Consider the following 22,849-nt stretch of genomic DNA (forward strand, 5'->3'; position numbering starts at 1 on the left):
CTCAGCGCAGCTTCGGGTCGAGGGCGTCGCGCACCGCGTCGCCGACCATGATGAACGCGAGCACGGTGATGCTCAGCGCGACGGCCGGGAAGAGGAGCACGTGAGGTGCCTGCAGCCAGCGGACGGAAGCGTCACTGACCATCAGGCCCCAGGAGATGCCGGGCGGCTGGACACCGATGCCGAGGTAGGACAGCGCGGACTCGGCACCGATGTACACACCGAGGCTGATCGCGCCGACCACGATGACGGGGGCGACGGCGTTCGGCAGGATGTGCCGCATCGTGATGCGCAGCGTGCCGGCACCCAGCGCGCGGGCGGCGACGACGTAGTCGTTGTTCTTGTTCTGGAGCACCGACGAGCGCATGATGCGGAAGATCTGCGGCCAGCCGAGGGTGGCCAGCACGATGGAGACCGTCCAGGCGTTGCCCTTGCCGAGACCCGACATGATCAGCATGCCGCCGAGGAGCAGCGGGATGGCGAAGAAGATCTCGGTGAACCGGGACAGGGCGCTGTCGAGGAGACCGCCGACCCAGCCGGCGATCAGACCGAGCGCGCCGCCGACGACGAGCACCAGGGTGGTCGTGACCACACCGACGATGATCGAGTTGCGCGCGGCCCAGATCGTACGCGTGTAGACGTCACAGCCCTGGACGTCGAAGCCGAACCAGTTGGCGCTGCTGGGCTTCTTCAGGGAGTCCGAGAGGTTGCAGGCGGCCGCGTCGAACGGGCTGCCGGACGTGAACCACTGGGGCACGGCGGCGAGCACGAGCAGGACGAGGACCAGCGCGCCGCCGACCAGGAAGATCGGGTTGCGGCGCAGGTCCGAGACGGCGTCCGACCAGAGACTGGCCTCGCGCTCCTTCTTCGTCTTCTTGCGGTTGTTCCTGGTGACCGGGCCGCTCGCGGAGGGGGCTTCGGCGGTCTGGGTGTCGGTCAACTCATCCCCCACCGTAGTTGTGTCACGCATAGCGGATCCTCGGGTCGAGCACTGCGTAGAGCAGGTCCACGATCAGGTTGGCGACGAGGTACACGATGATCAGGAGCGAGACGACGCCCACGATCACGGTGCCCTCCTTGCGGTACACCGATTCGGCCAACAGGCCGCCGATCCCGTGGATGTTGAAGATCTTCTCGGTGATGACCGCTCCGCCCATCAGGGCTCCGAGGTCGGCGCCGAGGAAGGTGACGATCGGGATGAGCGCGTTGCGCAGCGCGTGGTTGCCGACGACGCGGCGACGGGGCAAGCCCTTCGCGGTCGCGGTGCGCACGTAGTCGGCGCGCATCGTCTCCATCATCGACGTACGGGTCAGTCGGGCCACGTACGCGAGCGAGGTCGAGGCGAGTACCAGCGCCGGGAGGAGGTAGGCGCGGATGCCGTCGTTCTCGTTGAAGGAGACGGAGAAGAAGTCGATGCCCCAGCTCTTCTTGAGCTGGACGCCCAAGGTCAGCTGAAGGATGAACCCACTCACGAAGACCGGGATCGAGATCACGAGCAGCGTCGAGAGCAGGACGAGCTGGTCGAGGAACTTGCCCCGGCGCAGCGCGGCCATGATGCCGGCGAGCACGCCGACGACGGCCTCGATGAGGAACGCGATGATCGCGAGGTTCATCGTGTAGGGGAAGGCTTCGGTGATCTTGTCCCAGACGGAACGCCCGGTGAGCGTCTCGCCGAAGTTGCCCTGGAACAGGTTGGTTATGTAGTTCCAGTACTGGGACAGGAACGAGTCGTTGAGGTGGTACTTCTCGCGAAGCATCGCCGCGACGATCGGGTCGGCCTTCTTCTCTCCGGCCAGTGCCTGGATCGGGTCACCGGGGAGCTTGAAAGCCAGCCAATAGATGAGGAACGTGGCACCGAGCAGTACAGGGATCGCCTGTACGAGTCGGCGGATGAGGTAGCGGCCCATCAGACCTCCAACGGAAGAACAGGGGGAAAGGGCGGGCGGGCGGAAACCTGATTCCGCCTGCCCGCCCCCGCAGTCCCCTTGGTGAAGAGGGGTGTCAGCTGAGTTCGACGTTCGCCAGGTCCATGCGGCCCTGGGCGTCGACCTCGACGTTCTTCACGGACTTGGAGTAGGCCGAAGAAGACATGTACGTGAAGACGGGGATGTACGGAAGGTCGCGGATGATGATGTCATCGGCCTTCTGGTACAGCTTCAGACCCTCAGCGGGGTCCTTCGCCTCGTCCGCCTGCTTCATGACGGCCTCGAACTCGTCGTTCTTGTAGTGGCCGTAGTTGGAGCCGTTCTCGATCGCGACCTTCGAGAAGATCGGACGGAGGTAGTTCTCGGCCGCCGGGTAGTCCATGGACCACGCCATGCGGAACGCGCCCTTGTACTTCGAGGCGCCCAGGTCGTCCAGCATGTCGCCGAACTTGGCGTACGGCTTGGCGGTGACCTCGATGCCGAGGTTCTGCTTCAGCTGGTTCGCGACGGCCTCGATCCACTCCTTGTGGCCGCCGTCGGCGTTGTAGCCGAGCTCCATCTTGTTGCCCGGGATGCCGCCGGCCTTCTCGAAGATCTCCTTCGCCTTGGCCGGGTTGTACGTGCCGAACTCGCCGAGCGCGCCCTTGCGGTAGCCGGGGACGATCGGGCTGATGAAGTCGTCGGCCGGCTTGCGGGTGCCGTTGAAGATGCTCTTGCCGATGGCGTCCCGGTCGATGGCCATGGAGATCGCCTGACGGATCTCCAGCTTGCCGAAGGTCTCGGGGTTCTGCTCGAGCGGCAGGCCGACGTAGCCGACACCGGACTCCGGCTTGTAGATGTAGCGCTCGCCGAACTCCTGGGAGACGGTGGCCATCGCCGAGATGGGGAGCTTGTCCAGGATCTGGATGTTGTCGGCGCGCAGGTCGTTGTACGCCGTGTCCAGGTTGTCGTAGATCTTGAAGGTGACGCCGGACAGCTTGGCGCGACCCTCGGCCGGGTACTTGTCGTACCGCTTGACCTTGATCTGCTTGTTGTGGTCCCAGACGCCGTCCATCTGGAAGGCACCGTTGCCGATGGGGGCCTCGCCGAACTTCTTCGGGTCGGCCTCGAAGGCCTTCGGCAGCGGGTAGAAGGCGTTGTAGCCCAGCATCGTCTTGAACTGGGAGAAGGACTCCTTCAGCGTGACGGTGAAGGTGTTCTCGCTGACGACCTTGAGGCCCTTGAGCTCCTTGGCGGTGGGCTTCTTGTCCTTGCCCGGGGCCAGCTCGTCGGAACCGTCGATCTTCGAGAAGAAGGGCAGGCCCTCGGCGGCGTTGTCCTGGTTGGCACCCCAGTTCCAGGCGCGGACGAACGACTGGGCGTCGACCTTCTCGCCGTTGTGGAAGGTGTAGCCGTCCTTGATCTTGATCGTCCAGGTCTTCGAGTCCGTGGTCTCGATGGACTCGGCGACCGCGAGCTTCGGCTCGTTGGTCTTGTTGTCGTACTTGACCAGACCGGTGAAGAGCGCGTTGAGAACCTCGGCACCTTCGGACTCGGCGGTGTTCTGACCGACCAGGCCGTGCTGCGGCTCACCAAGCTGCACGGTGATGTTGCCGCCACCCTCGCCTGCGTTGTCCTTGCTGGTGCTGCAAGCCGTGGCAGCCATCGCCACGATGACGGCACCCGCGACCCACTTGGCGCTCGTTGCTCCGCGCATGGGTAATTGCCTCCTCAGGAGTCACTGTCGATTCGTGAAGGACCCGGCTCGCTGACACCCCTGACAGCGAAATCCGGTCCCATCGTGTGTGCTCGTGAGTCGACGCTCCCCACAGCGTGTGACCCATTGACCCGAGCTCAATGGAGCCATCCTCGGGGACTGCCAGACCGTAAACCACACTTAAGTGGTCTCGTTTTCACAACATCACCGCATGGCGAAAACCCGAAATCCGGACAAACAGATAGGAGACAGACACGTGCGAAACGGACGGTTAGCTCATCATCCGGAGTGTCACGATCGGTATCCGGACACCAGAACGAAACAATCCGGTTGACAAACGCGAACGGCCCCGCCCCTCACGATGATCCGTGAGGGGCGGGGCCGTGCCACAGGACGAGTTTCGGCCGGCCGCGGAGCGGCGGCCGACAAGCCCTGGTACTGCGTGCCTACTTGCCGGACTTGGCGCGCGAAGCGGTGCGCGAGCGCTCCTTCTGGTCCAGGACGACCTTGCGGATGCGGACGGCCTCCGGGGTCACCTCGACGCACTCGTCGTCGCGGCAGAACTCCAGGGACTGCTCCAGGGAGAGCTTGCGGGGCGGCACCACGTTCTCGGTGTTGTCCGCCGAAGCCGCACGCATGTTGGTGAGCTTCTTCTCCTTGGTGATGTTCACGTCCATGTCGTCGGAGCGCGAGTTCTCACCGACGATCATGCCCTCGTACACCTCGGTGCCGGGCTCGGTGAACAGGACACCGCGCTCCTGGAGGTTGATCATCGCGAACGGCGTCACGGAGCCGGCGCGGTCGGCGACCAGGGAACCGTTGTTACGGGTCACCAGCTGGCCGAACCACGGCTCGTGGCCCTCGTGGATCGAGTGCGCGATGCCGGTGCCGCGCGTACCGGTCAGGAACTCGGTACGGAAGCCGATGAGACCGCGTGACGGGACGACGAACTCCATGCGGACCCAGCCGGAGCCGTGGTTCGACATGTTGTCCATGCGGCCCTTGCGGACGCCCATGAGCTGCGTGACCGCGCCCATGTGCTCCTCGGGGACGTCGACCGTCATGCGCTCGACCGGCTCGTGCACCTTGCCGTCGATCTCCTGCGTGACGACCTGCGGCTTGCCGATGGTCAGCTCGAAGCCCTCGCGGCGCATCTGCTCGACCAGGATGGCCAGCGCGAGCTCACCGCGGCCCTGGACCTCCCAGGCGTCGGGGCGCTCGGTGTCGAGGACGCGGAGCGAGACGTTGCCGATCAGCTCGCGGTCGAGGCGGTCCTTGACCTGGCGGGCGGTGACCTTGCGGTCCTTGACCGCGGACTTGGCGTCCGCGCCCTTGCCGCTGCCGCCGCGGCCGACCATCGGGGAGGTGTTCGTGCCGATGGTCATGGAGATCGCCGGCTCGTCGACCGAGATCAGCGGGAGCGCGATCGGGTTCTCCGGGTCGGCGAGGGTCTCGCCGATCATGATGTCGGGGAAACCGGCGACGGCGCAGATGTCACCCGGGCCCGCCACCTCGGCCGGCTTGCGGGTGAGCGCCTCGGTCATCATCAGCTCGGTGATGCGGACGTTGGAGATGGTGCCGTCACGCTTGATCCAGGCGACGGTCTGACCCTTGCGGAGCTCGCCCTGCTCGACGCGCACCAGGGCGATGCGGCCGAGGAAGTTGTCGGCGTCCAGGTTGGTGACGTGGGCCTGGAGGGGGGCCTCCTCGTCGAACACCGGGGCGGGGACGTGCTCCAGGATGGTGGAGAAGAACGGCTCCAGGCTGTCGCTGTCCGCGGGGACGGTGCCGTCCTCGGGCTTGGTCAGCGAGGCGACGCCGTCACGGCCGCAGGCGTAGACGATCGGGAACTCGATCTGCTCCTCGTCGGCGTCCAGGTCGAGGAAGAGGTCGTACGTCTCGTTGACGACCTCGTCGATCCGCGAGTCCGGACGGTCCGTCTTGTTGATGCAGAGGATGACCGGCATCTTCGCCTGCAGCGCCTTGCGCAGCACGAAGCGGGTCTGGGGCAGCGGGCCCTCCGACGCGTCCACCAGCAGGACGACCGCGTCCACCATCGACAGACCGCGCTCGACCTCACCACCGAAGTCGGCGTGGCCGGGGGTGTCGATGATGTTGATCGTGATGGGCGCCCCGCCGTCCTTGGGGTGGTACTTCACCGCCGTGTTCTTGGCGAGGATCGTGATGCCCTTCTCACGCTCCAGGTCGTTCGAGTCCATCATGCGGTCGTCGAGGTGCTGGTGGGCGGCGAAGGCACCGGCCTGCTTGAGCATGGCATCGACGATGGTCGTCTTGCCATGGTCGACGTGGGCGACGATGGCGACGTTACGGATGTCGTGGCGCGTGGGCACTTCGGCGCTTCTCCCGGGATCGTGGATGGCGGCGCGTACGGTCCGGCACGCGAGCCTCGACCGGGCGGAAAACCTGCCACGGCCTTACCCCATCGTACGTCGGATGGCGGGAACCGGCTGCCGGGGGGTCTGTCAAGAGGCCGGACGACTGAGCGGGACCGAGGATGAGGTGGGGTGTCTCGGTCGCGCCAGACGCCTGTGTCCACTGGGGATTCACGCAGGTCTACAGGGTGTTCACGCGGGTCAACGGGTATCAACGACCTTGCCCGCCGGGTGTCCGGCGGGCAAGGGACTTGAGTCACTTCTGAGCTTGTGACCCGTGGGTCAACCTGCCGAACCCCCCTTTGTCACCACTTCTTCTCCCCGCGTCCTACTTCTTCTTCTCGTCGCCCTTGGCCGGGGCGGCCTTCTTCCAGCCGATGTCCTGGAAGCGGGGGGCGCCGAGGCCGAAGGCGCCCGCGTTGACCAGATTCGGCTTGACGGCGACCAGCTCGGGGCGCTGGTACAGCGGGACGGAGCCGGCCGCGGCCCAGATCCGGGCGTCGGCCTTGCGCATCAGCTCGCGGGACTGGTCCTCGTCCAGTTCGCCGACGGCCTGGTCGAAGAGCTGGTCGATGTGGTCCGTGCCGACCCGGGTGTAGTTCTGTTCGACGAGGAGGGACCCGTCGGCGGCGGGTTCCGGCTTCGCGAAGATGGGCCGGGCGTCGGTGGCCGGGTAGGCCGTCGCCGGCCAGGAGTACAGGGCCAGGTCGTACTGGCCCGAGGCGATGTGGTCCTTGAAGAAGCTGTCGTCCGCCACCTTGGTCAGCTCGGTGTTCACGCCGAGCTTGCGCAGCATCTGCGAGATCCGCTCGCCGACCGCCCGCAGGGCCTCCGAGCCGGGGCCGGAGGGAAGGACGAAGCGCAGGGTGAGCGGCTTGCCGTCCTTGGCGAGCACGCTGCCCGAGGTGTGGGCCTGCTTGGCCGGGGCCGGGCTGGCCTTGGCGGGCTCCTTGTCGTCCTCGCCCTCCTCGCCGTCGAGGGTCGGGCCGCGCTTTCCGTCGTCCTGCGCCTGGTCCTCGGTCCCGGCTTCCTCCCGGGCCCGGGCCTGGGCCTGCGCCTGGCCGAGCAGCGTCGTCTCCTGCGCCGCCGCGAACGGGGCCGAAGAGAGCCGCCCCTCGCGGGCCTCGGGTGCGGAGGCGTCCGCGTCGACGATCTCGCCGTCCGGCAGCCGGCCCTCGGGGAGGTCCTCGTCGTGGTCGCCGTCGGAGCCGTCGTGGTCGCCGGGCGCGCGGGCCGGCGCCTTGGCGTCGCCGGCCTTCCCGTCGTCCTGGCCGACGATGTAGAGGCCGTCGTTGCCGGTGCCCGGGCCCGAGGGGGTCTTGCCGTCGTCCTGCCCGGCCGTCTTGTCGCTCTCGGGGCCGGCCTTGGTGCCGAGGGGCGCGGTGAGCTTGCCGCCCTGGCGCCATCCGGCGTCGGCGAGCAGGGCCTGGGCGGCCTGGGTGTCCTGGCCGCCGAGCGCGTCGCTGTTGTCGGCGTACGCGCGCTGCCCGGCGAGCGCCAGGTGGCTGCCCACCGGCTTCGCGGGCAGGCCGAGCGGCTTCAGCACGATCTCGGCCAGCGCCTTGCGGTCCAGGGCGCGGGCCACGGCGCGTCGGACCCGCTCGTCGGCGAGGGGGCCGGTGGAGCCGTTCATCGCGAGCTGCGTGTAGGCGGGCTCCAGCGACTTGCGGACCGTGAAGGTGCGCAGGGCCGCCTGCTCGTCGGCGTACTTCCTGACCGCTTCCGCGTCCTTGCGGCGGGTCTCCTGTTCGGCGGCGGCCTTGCTCTCGTCCTGCCCGTACGCCACCGCCCAGGACAGGGTGGCCTGGGCGGCCGTCACGGAGGTGCCGGGGCCGTGCGCGCCCTTGGCGCCCGAGGCCCGGCCGCCGTCGCGCAGGGCGAGGGCGATCCGGTCGGCGCCGGCGCGGTCGATCTCCGCCATGTCGAGGCGGCCGGCGGCCAGGGCGGCCGGGCGTTCGGCGCGGGGGACGGCCGTGAGGACCAGGGTGTCCAGCTTGGCGGGGCGGCCCCACCAGCGGGCGTTGCGGGTGAGCGCCACGGTGCCGGTCTTCTTGTCGACGGCCCCGAGGTTGAAGGGTCCGGCGGTCACCTTGAGGGCGCCGCGGGCGCCTTCGTTGAAGGCCTCGGGGGTGCCCGTGACCTGCTTCGGGTAGAGCGGGCTGAAGAGGGAGCGCCAGTCGGCGTACGGCTTGGCGAAGGTGACCTTGACCTCCAGGTCGGTCTTGCCCCGCTCGATCTTCTCGATGCGCTCGTAACCGGCGTTGCGGGCGGTCCAGTACGCCGAGTCCTTGCCGTTCAGGGCCCTCCACTGGGCCACGAAGTCGGCGGCCCCGATCTCCCGGCCGTCGCTCCACACCGCCTGCTGGTTCAGCTTGTACAGCACGACCTGCTTGGGCTCGCGCTCGGTGACCTCGGCCTTCTCCAGGTAGTCCGGGTTGACCACCGGGCGCCCCTTGGCGTCCATCACGAACAGTTGGGGCAGCACCGCCCCGGCGATGCGGCCGGTGGCGGCGTCGGCGTCGGCCTGGAAGGTGTTCAGGGTGTCCGGGAGGTTGTCCACGGCCCAGCGCAGGACACCGCCGTCGACGACCCGGTCGCGGGCGGTCGTCGCGATGTCCTGGCCCGCGGCGGCCGGGCCGCCGTCGTCCTCACCCGCGCCGCATCCCGCGAGCAGCGGCAGTGCGAGGACTCCCGAGGTCAGGAGCGCCAAGGACCTGCGCCTTCTCTGGGTCATGGGTGGTACCTCCGGGGCGGGGCGTGGGTGCGTGAGCAGGGGGGACTTGATCACGTTCGGCGGTATATGGAGCTGATCACACTGGGTGCCGAAGCCCACTGAAATCCACGGCCCCCCGGGTCTCCCGCACCACACCCTCGCCACGCCGCGAACCCCACCCGTGCGGACCAATCGCCCCGGCGGCGCGAGCGCGCGTTCCCCCGGAAGAGGGACGGGGACGGGGGTGCGGGGGCGCACGGATCAAGCCCTCGCGCCCGCAATCGGTGCACGTGCCTTCACAACCGGGGACGGGAGGGGCGACACTCTCAGGCGCCCGTGAGCACGGCCACCGCACCCGCGGAAGTGAGGGCAAGTCATGTCCCTGCACGATGATTTGACCGCCGTACGACGCGACCTCGACGAGCTCGTCCGCAAGGTCGAGCGGCTGGAGCGCACGGCGGGGCGCCGGGATGCGCAGGGCCCTCGGCCCGCGGCCCCCGACCCGTCCCGGATGGTGACCATCCCCGACGCGCCGTACGACAGCACGCTGTGGACGGACACCGACGACGAGGGTCTCGGCGCCCGCGACCGGCGCGCCCCCTGACCGACCCGGCTGGGCACCACCCCGGCGCTTTCCCCGCCGCATGCGCGCCTCGCACCACTCGCGTACCACCGGCGCACGCCGTGGCACCGATCACTCCCTCATCACTCCACCCGGAGTCCCCCTTGGCCACAGGCACGGAACCATCCCGACAGCGGACCGGCGGGGTCCACGGGCCCACCAGGGCTTCGATCGCCGCCCGACATCTGCGGACCGACCGGTGGTGGCTGTCGCCCGCCGGCACCGCGGCGGGACTGCTCGCCTTCATCGTCTACTCGACGTGGCGGGCCTTCTCGAACGCCGACTACTACGCGGCCCCGTACGTCTCGCCCTTCTACTCCCCCTGTCTGGCGGAGAGCTGCGCGACGATGCGCGGCGGCCCCAACGCGGACCTCCTCGGCAGCTGGTGGGGCCTGTCCCCCGCCCTGCTGATCCTGATCTTCCCGCTCGGCTTCCGGCTGACCTGCTACTACTACCGCAAGGCCTACTACCGGGGCTTCTGGGCCTCGCCGCCCGCCTGCGCCGTCGCCGAGCCGCACGCGAGGTACACCGGGGAGACCCGCTTCCCGCTGATCCTCCAGAACGTGCACCGGTACTTCTTCTACGCGGCGGTGCCGGTCGCGGGCATCCTCACCTACGACACCGTGCTGACCTTCCGCGACGACCGTTACGAGTGGGGCCACATGGGCCTCGGGACGCTGTTGTTCCTGGTCAACATCGTGCTGATCTGGGCCTACACCCTGTCGTGCCATTCCTGCCGGCACATCATGGGCGGCCGGCTGAAGCACTTCTCCAAGCACCCGGTGCGCTACCGGATCTGGGGGTGGGTGAGCCGGCTCAACACCCGTCACATGCAGCTCGCGTGGGCCTCGCTGATCAGCGTCGCCGCGTGCGATTTCTACGTCTACCTGGTCGCCGGCGGCGCCTTCACCGACCCGAGGATCTTCTGACATGGCTCAAGTCGACCGACAGCAGTGGGACGTGGTCGTGGTCGGTGCGGGCGGCGCCGGGTTGCGGGCCGCGATCGAGGCCCGCGAACGGGGCGCCCGTACGGCCGTGATCTGCAAGTCCCTCTTCGGCAAGGCCCACACGGTGATGGCGGAGGGCGGGATCGCCGCCTCCATGGGCAACGTGAACGAGGGCGACAACTGGCAGGTGCACTTCCGCGACACCCTGCGCGGCGGCAAGTTCCTCAACCAGTGGCGGATGGCCGAGCTGCACGCGAAGGAAGCACCTGACCGGGTCTGGGAGTTGGAGACCTGGGGCGCCCTGTTCGACCGGACGCCCGACGGGAGGATCTCCCAGCGCAACTTCGGTGGCCACGAGTACCCGCGCCTCGCCCACGTCGGCGACCGGACCGGCCTGGAACTGATCCGCACCCTCCAGCAGAAGATCGTCCAGCTCCAGCAGGAGGACTTCAAGGAGCACGGCGACCACGAGGCCCGGCTCAAGGTCTTCCAGGAGTGCACGGTCACCCGCGTGTTGAAGGATCGCAGCCTGAAGGACGGGGAGAGGGTCTCGGGCACCTTCTGCTACGAGCGCGAGAGCGGCCGCTTCTTCGTCCTGGAGGCGCCGGCCGTGGTGCTGGCCACGGGCGGGATCGGGAAGTCCTTCAAGACCACCTCGAACTCCTGGGAGTACACGGGCGACGGCCACGCGCTGGCCCTCCTCGCGGGCGCGCCGCTGCTGAACATGGAGTTCGTGCAGTTCCACCCGACGGGCATGGTCTGGCCGCCCTCGGTGAAGGGGATCCTCGTCACCGAGTCGGTGCGCGGCGACGGCGGGGTGCTGCGCAACAGCGAGGGCAAGCGGTTCATGTTCGACTACGTCCCGGACGTCTTCAAGGAGAAGTACGCGGAGTCCGAGGAGGAGGGCGACCGCTGGTACGAGGACCCGGACCACAACCGGCGCCCGCCCGAGCTGCTGCCCCGCGACGAGGTGGCGCGGGCCATCAACTCCGAGGTCAAGGCGGGTCGCGGCTCCCCGCACGGCGGGGTCTTCCTGGACGTGTCCACCCGGATGCCCGCCGAGCGGATCAGGCGGCGGCTGCCGTCGATGTACCACCAGTTCAAGGAGCTGGCGGACGTGGACATCACGGCCGAGGCGATGGAGGTCGGCCCGACCTGTCACTACGTGATGGGCGGGATCGCGGTGGAGTCCGACACCGCGGCCACCCTGGGGGTGCCGGGGCTGTTCGCCGCCGGCGAGGTCGCGGGCGGCATGCACGGCTCGAACCGGCTGGGCGGCAACTCCCTGTCCGACCTGCTGGTCTTCGGTCGGCGGGCCGGGCTGCACGCGGCGGCGCACGCCGCCTCGTCCGCCGAACGCCCGGCCGTCTCCCCGACGGAGATCGACGCGGCGGCGCAGGAGGCGCTGGCCCCGTTCCACGCCGCGGAGGGCGCGGAGAACCCGTACACGCTGCACCAGGAGCTCCAGACCACCATGAACGACCTGGTCGGGATCATCCGCCGGGCCGGCGAGATGGCCGAGGCCCTGGAGCGGCTCGCGGGTCTGCGGGAGCGGGCGGCGCGCGCCGGGGTCGAGGGCCACCGGCAGTTCAACCCGGGCTGGCACCTGGCGCTGGACCTGCGGAACATGCTGCTGGTCAGCGAGTGCGTGGCCCGGGCGGCCCTGGAACGCACCGAGAGCCGCGGCGGGCACACCCGCGAGGACTGCCCGGCGATGGAGCGGGACTGGCGGCCGGTGAACCTGCTGTGCCGGCCGGTGGACCCGGCGCCCGCCGATCCCGCGGCCGACCGGATCGAGCTCACGCGGGTCCGCACCGAACCCATCCGTCCCGACCTGCTCGCCCTGTTCGAGAAGGACGAGCTGGTCAAGTACCTCGCCGAAGAGGAGCTCTACGAGTGACTGACTACGACGCCCACTTCCGGATCTGGCGGGGCGACGCGGAGGGCGGGGAGCTGCGGGACTTCACGGTGGAGGTGCACGACGGGGAGGTGGTCCTGGACATCGTGCACCGGCTCCAGGCCACCCAGGCGTCGGATCTCGCGGTCCGCTGGAACTGCAAGGCGGGCAAGTGCGGCTCGTGCAGCGCGGAGGTCAACGGCCGGCCGCGGCTGATGTGCATGACCCGCATGTCCGTCTTCGACCGCGAGGAGACGATCACGGTCACCCCGCTGCGGGCCTTCCCGGTGATCCGGGACCTGGTCACGGACGTGTCGTTCAACTACGAGAAGGCGCGCGAGGTGCCGGCCTTCGTGCCGCCGGAGGGGGTGGCGCCCGGCGCGTACCGGATGCGGCAGGTGGACGTGGAGCGCTCGCAGGAGTTCCGCAAGTGCATCGAGTGCTTCCTGTGCCAGGACACCTGTCACGTGGTGCGGGACCACGAGGAGAACAAGACCTCCTTCGCCGGTCCGCGCTTCCTCATGCGGGTGGCGGAGCTGGACATGCACCCGTTGGACGCGGCCGCCGAGGCGGGACTGGACCGCAAGCGCGCGGCCCAGGACGAGCACGGGCTGGGCTACTGCAACATCACCAAGTGCTGTACGGAGGTCTGCCCCGAGGGCATCAAGATCACGGACAACGCGCTGATCCCCCTGAAGGAACGCGTGGTGGACCGCTCCTACGATCCCCTGGTCTGGCTCGGGAACAAGATCGGCCGGCGTTCGACCCGGTAGCGATCGCGTGCGTGCGATCCGGTGATCACTCCGGGTGCGGGGGTGGGAAACCGCCCATACGCTCCGAAATGTGACTCCGTCGAAGAGACGCACCACCGCCGGGCCGGCAGTACGGGCCGCACTCGCGCTCTGCGCCGCGCTGCTGGCGGTCGGCGGGTGGGGGGTGTCGTCGGCGCCGCCCGCCCGCGCCGACGATCCCGTGACGCTGTCCAAGCAGGGGCAGATCACCGACCGGGTCGGGGCGCTGGGCGACCGCGCGCCGGCCGTCGTGTCCGCGTTGGACAAGCTGTACGCCGACCGCAGGATCCAGCTCTTCGTCACGTACGTCCGGGACTTCTCCGGGCGTTCCCCCCAGAGCTGGGCGGACGCCACGGCGCAGAAGAACGGGCTCGGTCAGAACGACGTCCTGTTGGCCGTGGCGACCGGCGACCGGCAGTACGCCTATTCGGCCGACGTGGACTCCGGCTTCACCGAACAGCAGTTGGCCGGCGTCGCGCGGACCGCCATCGAGCCCGCCTTGCGGGAGAACGACTGGGCGGGCGCCGCGATCGGCGCGGCCAACGGGTACAACGCCGTCCTGGGCGGCCTGCCCGTGCCCGTGCCCACGCTCACCCCCGGCGAGGCGGATCCGGGCGGGTCCGCGAGCGGTGACGGCGCCGGGGACTTCGTCCTGCCGGTGGTCGCCGTCGGCGCGGCGGGCGCGCTCGGCGCGTACGCGTACAGCCGCCGCAAGCGCGGCAAGGGCGCCGGCGCGGGGCGCGGGACGACGACCGGGCCGGGCTGGGGCGGTCAGGGCGGTGCGGCGGCCCCCCTCGCCCTGCCGGAACTCGACGCGCGGGCGAAGGCGCTGCTGGTGGAGACCGACGACGCGGTCCGCACCAGCACCGAGGAACTCGGTTTCGCCTCGGCGCAGTTCGGCGAGGAGGCCGTGGGGGCCTTCACCGAGGCCGTGGAGTACGCCAAGGGCGAGCTGACGCACGCCTTCCGACTGCGTCAGCAACTGGACGACGCCTACCCGGAGGACGACGCGACCCGCCGCCGGATGCTGGACGAGATCGTGGCCCGCTGCACGGAGGCGAACCGTCGGCTCGACGCCGAGACGGCGGACTTCGACCGGCTGCGGGACCTGGAGAAGAACGCCCCGCGGGCACTGGAGACCGTCGAGGCGCACTTCCGCGCGCTGACCGGCCGTACGACCACGGCCGTGGCCACCCTGACGGCGCTGACGGGTCGCTACGCGGACTCCGCGGCCGCCCCGGTCGCCTCCAACCCGGAACAGGCCAAGGACCGGCTGCTGTTCGCGACGACCAGCCTCGGCGAGGCGCGGGCCGCGATCGACGCCGGCGACAACGGCAGGGCCGCCGTCCACGTCCGGGCCGCCGAGAGCGCCGTCGACCAGGCGACGACCCTGGTGGACGCGGTGGAGCGGCGGGCGCGGGAACTCGCGGAGGCGGCCGGGAAACTGCCCGTGGCGCTGAGCGAGACCGACACGGACCTCGCGGACGCCCGCGGTCTGCTGAGCGGTACCGCGCAGGGGACCTCGACGGCGGACCTGAGCGGGCGGATCGGTCGCGCCGAGTCGGTCCTGGCGGACGTGCGGCGGGAGCAGGCGGCCGGCCGGTACGACCCGATCGACGCGTTGCGCCGGGTCGAGGAGGCCGACGCGGCCCTCGACGAGGCCCTCGCGGGGGCCCGTGAGCGGGAGAGCGGCCGGCAGCGGGCGGCGGGCCTGCTGGAGCAGGCGCTGCTGTCGGCCCGCAGCGCCATCGGCGCGGCGGCGGACTACGTCACCACGAGTCGGGGCGCGGTCGGCAGCCAGGCCCGGACCAGGCTGGCGGAGGCGCAGCGGCACCTGGAGCGCTCCCTCGCCCTGACCGGCACGGATCCGGCGGGCGCGCTGGCGGAGGCTCAGCAGGCGGACTCGCTCGCGCGGCAGGCCCAGCAGCTCGCCGAACAGGACGTACGGGCCTACCAGGACCCGTACGGCGGCGCCGGCCGGCCGCGGCAGGGCGGCATGGGCGGCGCGGTGCTCGGCGGGATCATCCTCGGCGAGATCCTCGGCGGCGGCCGGAACCGGGGCGGAGGCTTCGGCGGCGGTTTCGGGGGCGGCGGGGGGTCCTTCGGCGGGGGCGGCGGCCGCGGGCCTGGCTCCTTCGGCGGCGGCGGCACCCGCGGTCGCATGGGCGGCGGCGGCCGTTTCTGACGTCATCCCACCTCTACCCGGGAGTACAGGCACATGAGCAAGCAGACCATCCTCGGCCGTGTCACCCAGCTCGCCAAGGCGAACATCAACGCGCTGCTGGACCAGGCGGAGGACCCGCAGAAGATGCTGGACCAGCTGATCCGGGACTACACGAACAACATCTCGGAGGCGGAGCAGGCCGTCGCCACCACCATCGGCAACCTGCGGATGCTGGAGGCGGACCACAAGGAGGACGTGGAGGCGGCCTCGGAGTGGGGCGACAAGGCGCTCGCGGCGAGCCGGAAGGCGGACGAACTGCGCGCCGGCGGATCGGCGGCCGACGCGGACCGGTTCGACAACCTCGCCAAGGTCGCGCTCGGCCGGCAGTTGCAGTCCGAGAAGGAGGCGAAGACGGCGGAGCCGACGATCGCCGCCCAGACGGAGGTCGTCGCGAAGCTGAAGTCCGGCCTGGACTCGATGCGGAACAAGCTGACCGAGCTGACGTCGAAGCGCGACGAGCTGGTGGCCCGCGCCAAGACCGCGCAGGCGCAGAACACGATGATGGACGCGGTGAAGAACATCGACGTCATGGACCCCACCAGTGACCTGAACCGGTTCGAGGACAAGGTCCGGCGCGAGGAGGCCATGGCGCTGGGCAAGCAGGAACTGGCCGCGTCCTCGCTGGACGCCCAGTTCGAGTCCCTGGACGACCTCGACACGTCCTCGGAGATCGAGGCCCGCCTGGCCGCGCTCAAGTCCGGCCGGGCGGCCTAGGCCGCCTCTTCCGGATCCTGTCGGCCCCGGGGCGGGGCGGCCGGCCCGGGCCCGGCCGGGCGGCCCGGGCCCCGGCGCGGGTCAGCCGTACATGCCCAGCAGCTGTTCCGCGGACAGTTCCGCCGGCCCGCCGCTTCCGCCGCCCGGCAGGGGCAGCTCGAACCACACCGTCTTGCCGCGGTGGGTGCGGCGGGTGCCCCAGCCGGCCGACAGCAGGCCGACCAGTTGCAGACCGCGCCCGCCCTCGTCGGTGTCCCGGGCGCGACGGCGGCGCGGCTGGGCGAGGTTGGCGTCCCACACCTCGCAGACCAGGGTGCGGTCCAGCAGCAGCCGCAGCCGGATCTCCCCCTCCCCGTACCGCAGGGCGTTCGTGACGAGTTCGCTCACGAGGAGTTCCGTGGTGTCGAGGAGCCCTTCCAGCCCCCAGGCGGGCAGCTTCGCCCGCGCGAGTTCCCGTGCGCGGCCCACCGAGCGGGCCTCCCTCGGGAGCTGCCAGTCGCCGACCGCGTCCACGGGCAGTCCCTGGACCCGGGCCATCAACAGCGCGATGTCGTCCTCCCCGTGCCGGGTGTGCAGTGTGTTGAGCACGTGGTCGCAGACCTCCTCCAGGGGCCGCGACGGGTCCGCGACGGCCTCCCGCAAGCCCCGCAGTCCCTCCTCCAGCGGATGGTCCCGGGACTCGACGAGTCCGTCCGTGTAGAGGGCCAGCATGGCGCCCTCGGGGAGTTCGATCTCCACCTCCTCGAAGGGCTCGCCGCCGACGCCCAGGGGCATCCCCGGGGGGATCTCCAGCAGCAGCCCGGGGCGCGGCGGCGCGCCCTCCTCGGCCGGTTCCACCAGCACCGGCGGCATGTGGCCGGCGTTGGCGATGGTGCAGCGCCGCGTGACCGGGTCGTAGACGGCGTAGACGCAGGTGGCCAGGTACACCTCCGAGCGGTCCGCGTCCCGCGAGTGCAGGGCGGCGCGGGAGGCCTGCTGGGATCCGCCGGGCGCCCCGAGTCCGCGTGCGACCTCGTCCAGGGCGCTGAGCACCTCGGCCGGTTCGAGGTCCAGGAGGGCCAGGGTCCGTACGGCGGTGCGCAGTTCGCCCATCGCCACGGCGGCCCGGAGCCCGCGGCCCATGACGTCGCCGACGACCAGCGCGGTGCGGTGGCCGGGCAGTTCGATGACGTCGAACCAGTCGCCGCCGACCTCGGTGGCCGCGTTGCCGGGCAGGTAGCGGCAGGCGATGTCCAGGCCGGCCGCCTCCGGGTCGCCGGGGGGCAGCAGGCTGCGTTGCAGTATCAGCGCCCGTTCGTGCTCGCGCCGGTACAGCCGTGCGTTGTCGATGCACACGGCGGCCCGCGCGGTCAGTTCCACGGCCACCGCCCGGTCCCGTTCGCCGAACGGTTCGCTGCCCTTGGTACGGGAGAACTGGGCCAGGCCGACCACGGTGTCGTGCGCGACCAGCGGCACGACCAGCGTGGACTGCACCAGGTCGTCCGAGCCGCCGCCCTCGATGAGGCGCGTGCGCGCCGTCCGCAGGGCCAGCGCCCCGGGCGAGGCCGCCGGATAGCGGTGGATCTCCCCCACGGCGACCGACGCGCCCGACCCCGACCCCAGGGCGTCGGACACGGCCGAGGCGAACGCCACCCGGCGCAGGGGCGCCGACGGCGCCCGCCCGGTGCCCTGCCCGGGCAGGGAGGGCACCCCCGGGCCCTGTGGTCGGGCGGGACGGTCGTCGTCGCCGAGCAGCAGCCCCTGGTAGAGGTCGACGGAAGCCAGGTCGCAGAAGCCGGGGACGGTGACGTCGAGGAGTTCCCGGGCGGTGGTCTCCAGGTCCAGGGAGTTCCCGATGCGGTGTCCGGCCTCGTTGAGCAGGGCCAGGTTGCGCCGTACACCGGCGGCCTCGCGGGCGGCGAGGTGCCGGCGGGTGACGTCGATGCCGATGCCGGCGACACCGATGGGGCGTCCGGTGCCGCCGTGGACGCGGTAGAGGTTGATGGACCAGTGGCGGTCGTCCCGGCTGCGCGGGGTGGCTCCGGTGATCCGCAGGTCGGTGACGGATTCACCGGTCTCCAGCACGCGGCGCAGGGCGTCGGACATCCGGTCGGCCTCGTGCGCCGGGAGGTAGTCGTGCACGGTGCGGCCGCGGTGTTCCTCGACGGCGCCGCCGAAGACGGTCGCGAAGCGGCGGTTGGTGCGCTGCACGGTGAGGTCGGTACCGAAGAGCAGGAAGCCGAAAGGAGATTGACCGAATATCGCCTGTGAGGCCGCCAGATCGGATTCGATGCGTCGCAGCGCGCGCACGTCGACGACGACGCACAGCGCGGCCCGTTCGGCGGTCTCGGTCCGTGTGGGCATCACGTAGATCTCGGCGACGCCGTGCGCGCCGTCACCGCCGGGGATCCGGAAGGGGATGAGGCCCGTCCATTCCTCGCCGTCGAGGATCTCCGCGACCTTGCGGTGTCCCCCGGCCCGCAGCTCGGGCGGCATGAAGGCGTCGACCGGGTCGCGGCCCACCGCCTGGGCGGGTGTCAGCCCGAACAGTTCCTCGGCGCGCAGGCTCCACTGATCGATGAGCCCGTCCGGGCCGATCGAGAAGGACGCGACCTTTATGTAGTCATATATCGAGCCAGGCGGGCTGCTGTGCCACAGGGCGTCGTGCCACGTCGCCCCGGACACTCGGGCCTGATGTGCCTGCGCAGGTATCTCGCTCACGCGACCGTCCCCTCCAGCTCACCGCAACCGGACCGGCCATGACCGAAGTATTCAGCACCACGGCCCCGGCCCGCATGGCGTTCACGATCACAAAAAGGTCCCGACTGTTTCGAGCCACCTCCGGTGATCGCCGGCCACCCTTCCCCTTGTTACTCACCAGGAAGTGCCAACTCGAACCACACAGTCTTGCCCGACTTCCCGTGCCGGGTCCCCCAACGCTGCGCCGAGACGGACACCAGGTGCAGTCCGCGACCCCCCTCGTCGTCCGGCGTCGCGACCCGTTCGCGGGGTGGATCCGGAAGCGGATCGGAAACCTCCACGAGAAGTGCCGGACTCGCGGGCGCGTCCTCGACGGCCGAATCACGTCGTTCGAGCCGGACCCCGATGGGGCCGGAGGCGTAGCGCAGGGAGTTGGTGACCAGCTCGCTGACCAGCAGGACGGTCACGTCGCCGACGGAGTCCAGACCCCAGGCGCGGAGCTTGCCGCGCACGGCGTGACGGGCGGTGCGCACGCTGCCGGGCTCGGCGGGAAAGGCCCACTCGGCGCATTCACCGTCTGTGTCGATCACGCCGATCACTTCCCGGGCCGCGGCGACCCCAGTCGGGTTCAGCAGGGACGATAGGGGGACGAGATGGGGATTAATAGCGACATACCCGATATTCAGGGCGTCGTACCACTCCTTCCCCATGCGCCTGCCCGCCATGGGGCATACGGCCTACAGCCCAAGCCTCACAGACCGCGGACCGGGTCGCCCGGCGAGCCGTCCGCGCGTGCGCCCGCCGGTCCGGGCGTCGGGTCCGGGGTCGAGCGGAGTCGGCGTCCGATCTCCTCGACCGCCGGGCGGTCCTGGTCGAGCCAGTCCACGGAGTCCAGCTCGTCCGGCCGGAGCCAGCGCAGTTCGTCGTGGTCCTCCAGCGGGGCCGGCTCACCGGACAGCAGTCCGGCGGTCCACACGTGCAGGACCAGGTCGGGCCGCAACGGCCACTCCCCCGGGACGCGCTCCAGGGCCTCGGTCTCCACGCCGAGCTCCTCGCGCAGTTCGCGCACCAGGGCCTCGGGGACGGACTCGCCCGGTTCGGCCTTGCCGCCCGGGAGCTCCCACCGGCCGGCCAGCTCGGGCGGCGCGCTGCGGCGGGCGGCCAGCAGGCGCCCGTCACGACAAAGGGCTCCGCCCACGACCACTCGTACAGTCATGGACGGAGCCTATGCCAGTGCGTCGACGGCCCGACGCTCAGTTCCTCGTGGCGGCCTGGCTGCCCTGAGCCACCCGCTCGACCCAGTAGAGCTGCTTGTGTGCTCGGTCGTCGAGACTGTCGATGACCTTCTGGGCCTCGGCCCGGGTGGGGTACCGACCCACCCGGTAGCGGTTGCCGTTGTCGTCCTGACGTATGACCAGCCATGGAAGCAGGGCACCGCTGTCGTTCATCGCGTTTCACCCTCCGCCGATGTACCTGCCCGGGAAACCGCATTGCGCATATGCCCGAGCTTACGCCCGACCTTTACTGAGCGGATACGGTTTTTCACGAAGAGGTACCTCGCAGGCGTACGCATCCGGCCATGCGTACGAGTGCGCCGCGCGAGCCGGTTCAGACCCGGCGCACGACCGGCAGCGGAAGCACCACCGCACCCCCGGCCGCCCCCTCCTTCGCGCCCTTGCGGCAGGCGTCCCCGCAGGTCGCGTCGAGGGAGCAGCAGAGCGAGCAGATCGGCCCGGATTGGACGGGACAATCGGCGACGTCGGGGAGTTCGTACGCCGTCTCGCAGACCGAGCAGGTGTGCGTGGCGGTGATGTCCGGGACCTCGACGCCGGGGCCGTTCACGCCGTTGGGCCTGGCCAGGTAGTACGTGCCCTTGGTCGCCCAGGCGATCAACGGGCAGAGCACGAGGGACAGTCCGGCCGCGATGAAGGTGGAGAAGGCCTCGGGGTAGGTCCCGAAGAGCCCGAAGAACGCAAGGATCGAGACGGTCGAGGCGATCACCATCGCGCCGAAACCCGCCGGGTTGACGGCGTACAGATAGGCGCGCTTGAACTCGATGTAGGGCGGGCTGAGTCCGAGTCGCTTGTTGATGACCAGGTCGGCCGCGACGGCGGCGATCCAGGCGATGCCGACGTTGGAGTAGAAGCCCAGCAGCTTGCCGAGCATGGAGAACATGTTCAGCTCCATCAGCGTCAGCGCGATGCCGAGGTTGAGGAAGATGTACCAGACCCGGCCCGGGTGGCGGTGGGTGACGCGGGAGAAGAAGTTCGACCAGGACAGCGAACCGCTGTAGGCGTTGGTGACGTTGATCTTGATCTGGGAGACGATCACGAACAGCGCGGCGGCCGGCAGGGCGAATCCGCCGAGCCAGGGCCGCAGGGCCTCGATCTGCGGGGCGATCGGCTCCAGGGCGTGGGTCGTGCCGACCGCTTCGAGCGCGACGAAGGCGAGGAACGCGCCGCCGAGCTGCTTGGCCGCGCCGATGATCACCCAACCGGGGCCGGCGGCGAGCACGGCGAGGTTCCACCGACGGCTGTTGGCCGGGGTCTTGGCGGGCATGAACCGCAGGTAGTCGGCCTGCTCCCCGATCTGCGCGATGAGCGAGAGCGCGATGCCGGTGCCGAAGCCGAAACCGATCCAGGAGAAGCCGGAGCCGGCGCCCTCGGTACCGCCGAAGTCGGCGAAGGCGCCCCAGGCCCCGGGGGCGTGGAAGGCGAGCACGAGGAAGGGCAGCACGAGCCCGATCAACCAGACGGGCTGGGTCCAGGCCTGGACCTTGGCGAGGGCGCCCATGCCCTTGAAGACGATCGGGATCACGATGAGCGTGGTGATCAGGTACCCGATCTGGAGCGGCAGGCCGACGGCCTGGTGCATGGCCTGGGCCATGATCGAGCCTTCGAGGGCGAAGAAGATGAAGGTGAAGGACGCGTAGATGAGCGAGGTGAGGGTGGATCCGAAGTACCCGAAGCCGGCGCCGCGCGTCACCAGGTCCATGTCCAGGCCGTACGTGGCGCAGGCGCGGGCGATCGGGATGCCGGTGAGGAAGATGACGGTGGCGGCGGCCAGGATCGCGGCGAGTCCGCTGGTGAATCCGTAGGCGAAGACGATGGAGGCGCCGATGGCGAAGTCGGCGAGGTACGCGATTCCGCCGAGCGCCGTGCCGGCGACGGTGCCGGGGCTCCAGCGGCGGAACGCGTGGGGGGCGTAGCGGAGCGAGTAGTCCTCGCGGCTCTCGTCGGCGGCGAGTTTGGCGTAGCTCCGACGGGGCGGCGACTGCGGGGGCGCGGCGGTCTCGGTCATACCGCCGGACGGTAGGGCCGGGATGTGACCCCCCGTCACGCGGCGGCGTTGCCCGGGGGTTACGCCCCGGGCCCTCAGGTCACCGCCCGGTTAACGGTCCGGTACGGGCTGTCCGCCTTCCGGTGGGGCGCCCGGGCCGCCCGTGCGGCGGCGGCGGGCGTCGCCCCCGGCCCGGCCGCCGAACCGGCCGGTCACCGCACCGGCAGGTGGTAGGCCAGGCGGTAGCGGTCCGCCGGGACCACGACGTCGGCGGTCTCGACGGCCAGCCCGGAGGCGAAGTAGGTGCGGCTCACCACCAGCACCACGTGCCCGGGCACCCCGCCCAGGGAGAGGATCTCCTCCGCGAGGCCGGGTCGCGCCCCGACCTCCTCCACCACGTTGTCCACGACGACGTCGATCGCGGCCATCCGGTCCACCACCCCGGACCCGCCCAACGGGCCCTCCTCCGGCAGCATCACGGGAGTCCGACCGGTGACGGCCAGCGGCTCCCAGGAGGTCGACAGCATCATCGCCTCCCCGGCGTCGCGGAAGACGTACCGGGTGCGCATGACCCGGTCCCCCGGCTCGATGCCCAGCCGCGCCGCGATGTCGGCCGTGGCCTCCGTCTGCTCGCTGCCGGACTCCCACGTGCCGCGGGCGCCCGACTCCGCCTGCTCCTGCCGGAAGGGCGTGGAGGCGCCCCCCGTGCGGTAGCCGGAGCGGGCGACCCGCCGGGGCACGGGCTGTTCGCGGACGTACGTACCGGACCCGGACCGGCCCTCGACGAGCCCCTCCGCCATGAGGACCTTGCGCGCCTCCAGCGCCACGGTGTCGGAGACCCCGTACTCCTCGCGGATCCGGGCTTGCGAGGGGAGCCGGGCGTGCGGGGGCAGGGACCCATCGACGATCTTTTGTCGCAGATCCCCGGCGACGCGCAGATAGGCCGGCTGCTCACCGAAAGTCACTGGCCAC

General features: G+C 70.5%; 17 protein-coding genes. 6 read left to right on the forward strand and 11 right to left on the reverse strand.

Annotated features, from left to right (window positions below):
• Position 1: 1 nt before the first annotated feature.
• From OG906_RS13125 to OG906_RS13145, 5 genes are all read right to left on the reverse strand, one after another.
• Positions 2 to 967: an ABC transporter permease gene (locus tag OG906_RS13125; RefSeq protein WP_267802377.1), complete on the reverse strand. Its 966-nt coding sequence runs from the start codon at positions 965 to 967 to the stop codon at positions 2 to 4.
• Positions 960 to 1,904: an ABC transporter permease gene (locus OG906_RS13130; RefSeq protein WP_266949638.1), complete on the reverse strand. Its 945-nt coding sequence runs from the start codon at positions 1,902 to 1,904 to the stop codon at positions 960 to 962. The genes OG906_RS13125 and OG906_RS13130 overlap by 8 nt, the downstream gene beginning before the upstream one ends.
• Before the next feature lie 94 nt (positions 1,905 to 1,998).
• The gene (locus OG906_RS13135) at positions 1,999 to 3,618 is read right to left on the reverse strand and encodes a peptide ABC transporter substrate-binding protein (RefSeq protein WP_329442686.1); all 1,620 of its coding nucleotides are present in this window, start codon (positions 3,616 to 3,618) and stop codon (positions 1,999 to 2,001) included.
• A 446-nt stretch (positions 3,619 to 4,064) separates the two neighbouring features.
• Entirely contained in the window at positions 4,065 to 5,969 is a 1,905-nt protein-coding gene (gene typA / locus OG906_RS13140; RefSeq protein WP_267802375.1) for a translational GTPase TypA, read from the reverse strand.
• A 370-nt stretch (positions 5,970 to 6,339) separates the two neighbouring features.
• Positions 6,340 to 8,745, reverse strand: coding sequence for an ABC transporter family substrate-binding protein (locus OG906_RS13145; protein ID WP_329442689.1), 2,406 nt, complete (start codon positions 8,743 to 8,745; stop codon positions 6,340 to 6,342).
• A 355-nt stretch (positions 8,746 to 9,100) separates the two neighbouring features.
• Between OG906_RS13145 and OG906_RS13150 the strand changes: the two genes are divergently transcribed.
• The 6 genes from OG906_RS13150 (at position 9,101) to OG906_RS13175 (ending at position 15,919) form a co-directional block, all read left to right on the forward strand.
• Entirely contained in the window at positions 9,101 to 9,328 is a 228-nt protein-coding gene (locus OG906_RS13150; RefSeq protein ID WP_329442691.1) for a hypothetical protein, read from the forward strand.
• A gap of 122 nt (positions 9,329 to 9,450) precedes the next feature.
• Positions 9,451 to 10,275, forward strand: a complete 825-nt coding sequence (locus OG906_RS13155) for a hypothetical protein (RefSeq protein ID WP_329442693.1) — start codon at positions 9,451 to 9,453, stop codon at positions 10,273 to 10,275.
• A gap of 1 nt (position 10,276) precedes the next feature.
• On the forward strand, positions 10,277 to 12,193 hold the full coding sequence (locus tag OG906_RS13160) for a fumarate reductase/succinate dehydrogenase flavoprotein subunit (protein ID WP_329442695.1): 1,917 nt from the start codon (positions 10,277 to 10,279) through the stop codon (positions 12,191 to 12,193).
• The gene (locus OG906_RS13165; RefSeq protein WP_329442697.1) at positions 12,190 to 12,963 is read left to right on the forward strand and encodes a succinate dehydrogenase/fumarate reductase iron-sulfur subunit; all 774 of its coding nucleotides are present in this window, start codon (positions 12,190 to 12,192) and stop codon (positions 12,961 to 12,963) included. Before OG906_RS13160 ends, OG906_RS13165 begins: the two co-directional genes overlap by 4 nt.
• A 70-nt stretch (positions 12,964 to 13,033) precedes the next feature.
• Complete coding sequence (locus tag OG906_RS13170; protein WP_402300368.1) at positions 13,034 to 15,166, forward strand: TPM domain-containing protein; 2,133 nt, start codon at positions 13,034 to 13,036, stop codon at positions 15,164 to 15,166.
• A gap of 33 nt (positions 15,167 to 15,199) precedes the next feature.
• Positions 15,200 to 15,919 (forward strand): PspA/IM30 family protein, encoded by a 720-nt coding sequence (locus OG906_RS13175; RefSeq protein ID WP_329442699.1) that lies wholly within the window; start codon positions 15,200 to 15,202, stop codon positions 15,917 to 15,919.
• Between the two features lie 81 nt (positions 15,920 to 16,000).
• Here OG906_RS13175 and OG906_RS13180 read toward each other — a convergent pair whose 3' ends face one another.
• The 6 genes from OG906_RS13180 to OG906_RS13205 all read right to left on the reverse strand — a co-directional run bounded on the left by OG906_RS13180 (position 16,001) and on the right by OG906_RS13205 (position 22,842).
• A complete protein-coding gene (locus tag OG906_RS13180) occupies positions 16,001 to 18,619 on the reverse strand; it encodes a SpoIIE family protein phosphatase (protein ID WP_402300372.1) in 2,619 nt (872 codons plus the stop codon).
• 149 nt (positions 18,620 to 18,768) lie between these two features.
• On the reverse strand, positions 18,769 to 19,197 hold the full coding sequence (locus tag OG906_RS13185; RefSeq protein WP_267802748.1) for an ATP-binding protein: 429 nt from the start codon (positions 19,195 to 19,197) through the stop codon (positions 18,769 to 18,771).
• A 152-nt stretch (positions 19,198 to 19,349) separates the two neighbouring features.
• Positions 19,350 to 19,814, reverse strand: a complete 465-nt coding sequence (locus tag OG906_RS13190) for a (deoxy)nucleoside triphosphate pyrophosphohydrolase (RefSeq protein ID WP_267830111.1) — start codon at positions 19,812 to 19,814, stop codon at positions 19,350 to 19,352.
• A gap of 37 nt (positions 19,815 to 19,851) precedes the next feature.
• Entirely contained in the window at positions 19,852 to 20,046 is a 195-nt protein-coding gene (locus OG906_RS13195) for an SPOR domain-containing protein (protein ID WP_053677072.1), read from the reverse strand.
• Positions 20,047 to 20,206: 160 nt separating this feature from the next.
• Positions 20,207 to 21,898, reverse strand: coding sequence for a purine-cytosine permease family protein (locus OG906_RS13200; protein ID WP_267829591.1), 1,692 nt, complete (start codon positions 21,896 to 21,898; stop codon positions 20,207 to 20,209).
• 191 nt (positions 21,899 to 22,089) lie between these two features.
• Entirely contained in the window at positions 22,090 to 22,842 is a 753-nt protein-coding gene (locus OG906_RS13205) for a GntR family transcriptional regulator (RefSeq protein WP_329442706.1), read from the reverse strand.
• Positions 22,843 to 22,849 lie beyond the last annotated feature (7 nt).

This window comes from Streptomyces sp. NBC_01426 (assembly GCF_036231985.1).
In the GTDB taxonomy this organism is placed as follows: Bacteria; Actinomycetota; Actinomycetes; order Streptomycetales; family Streptomycetaceae; genus Streptomyces.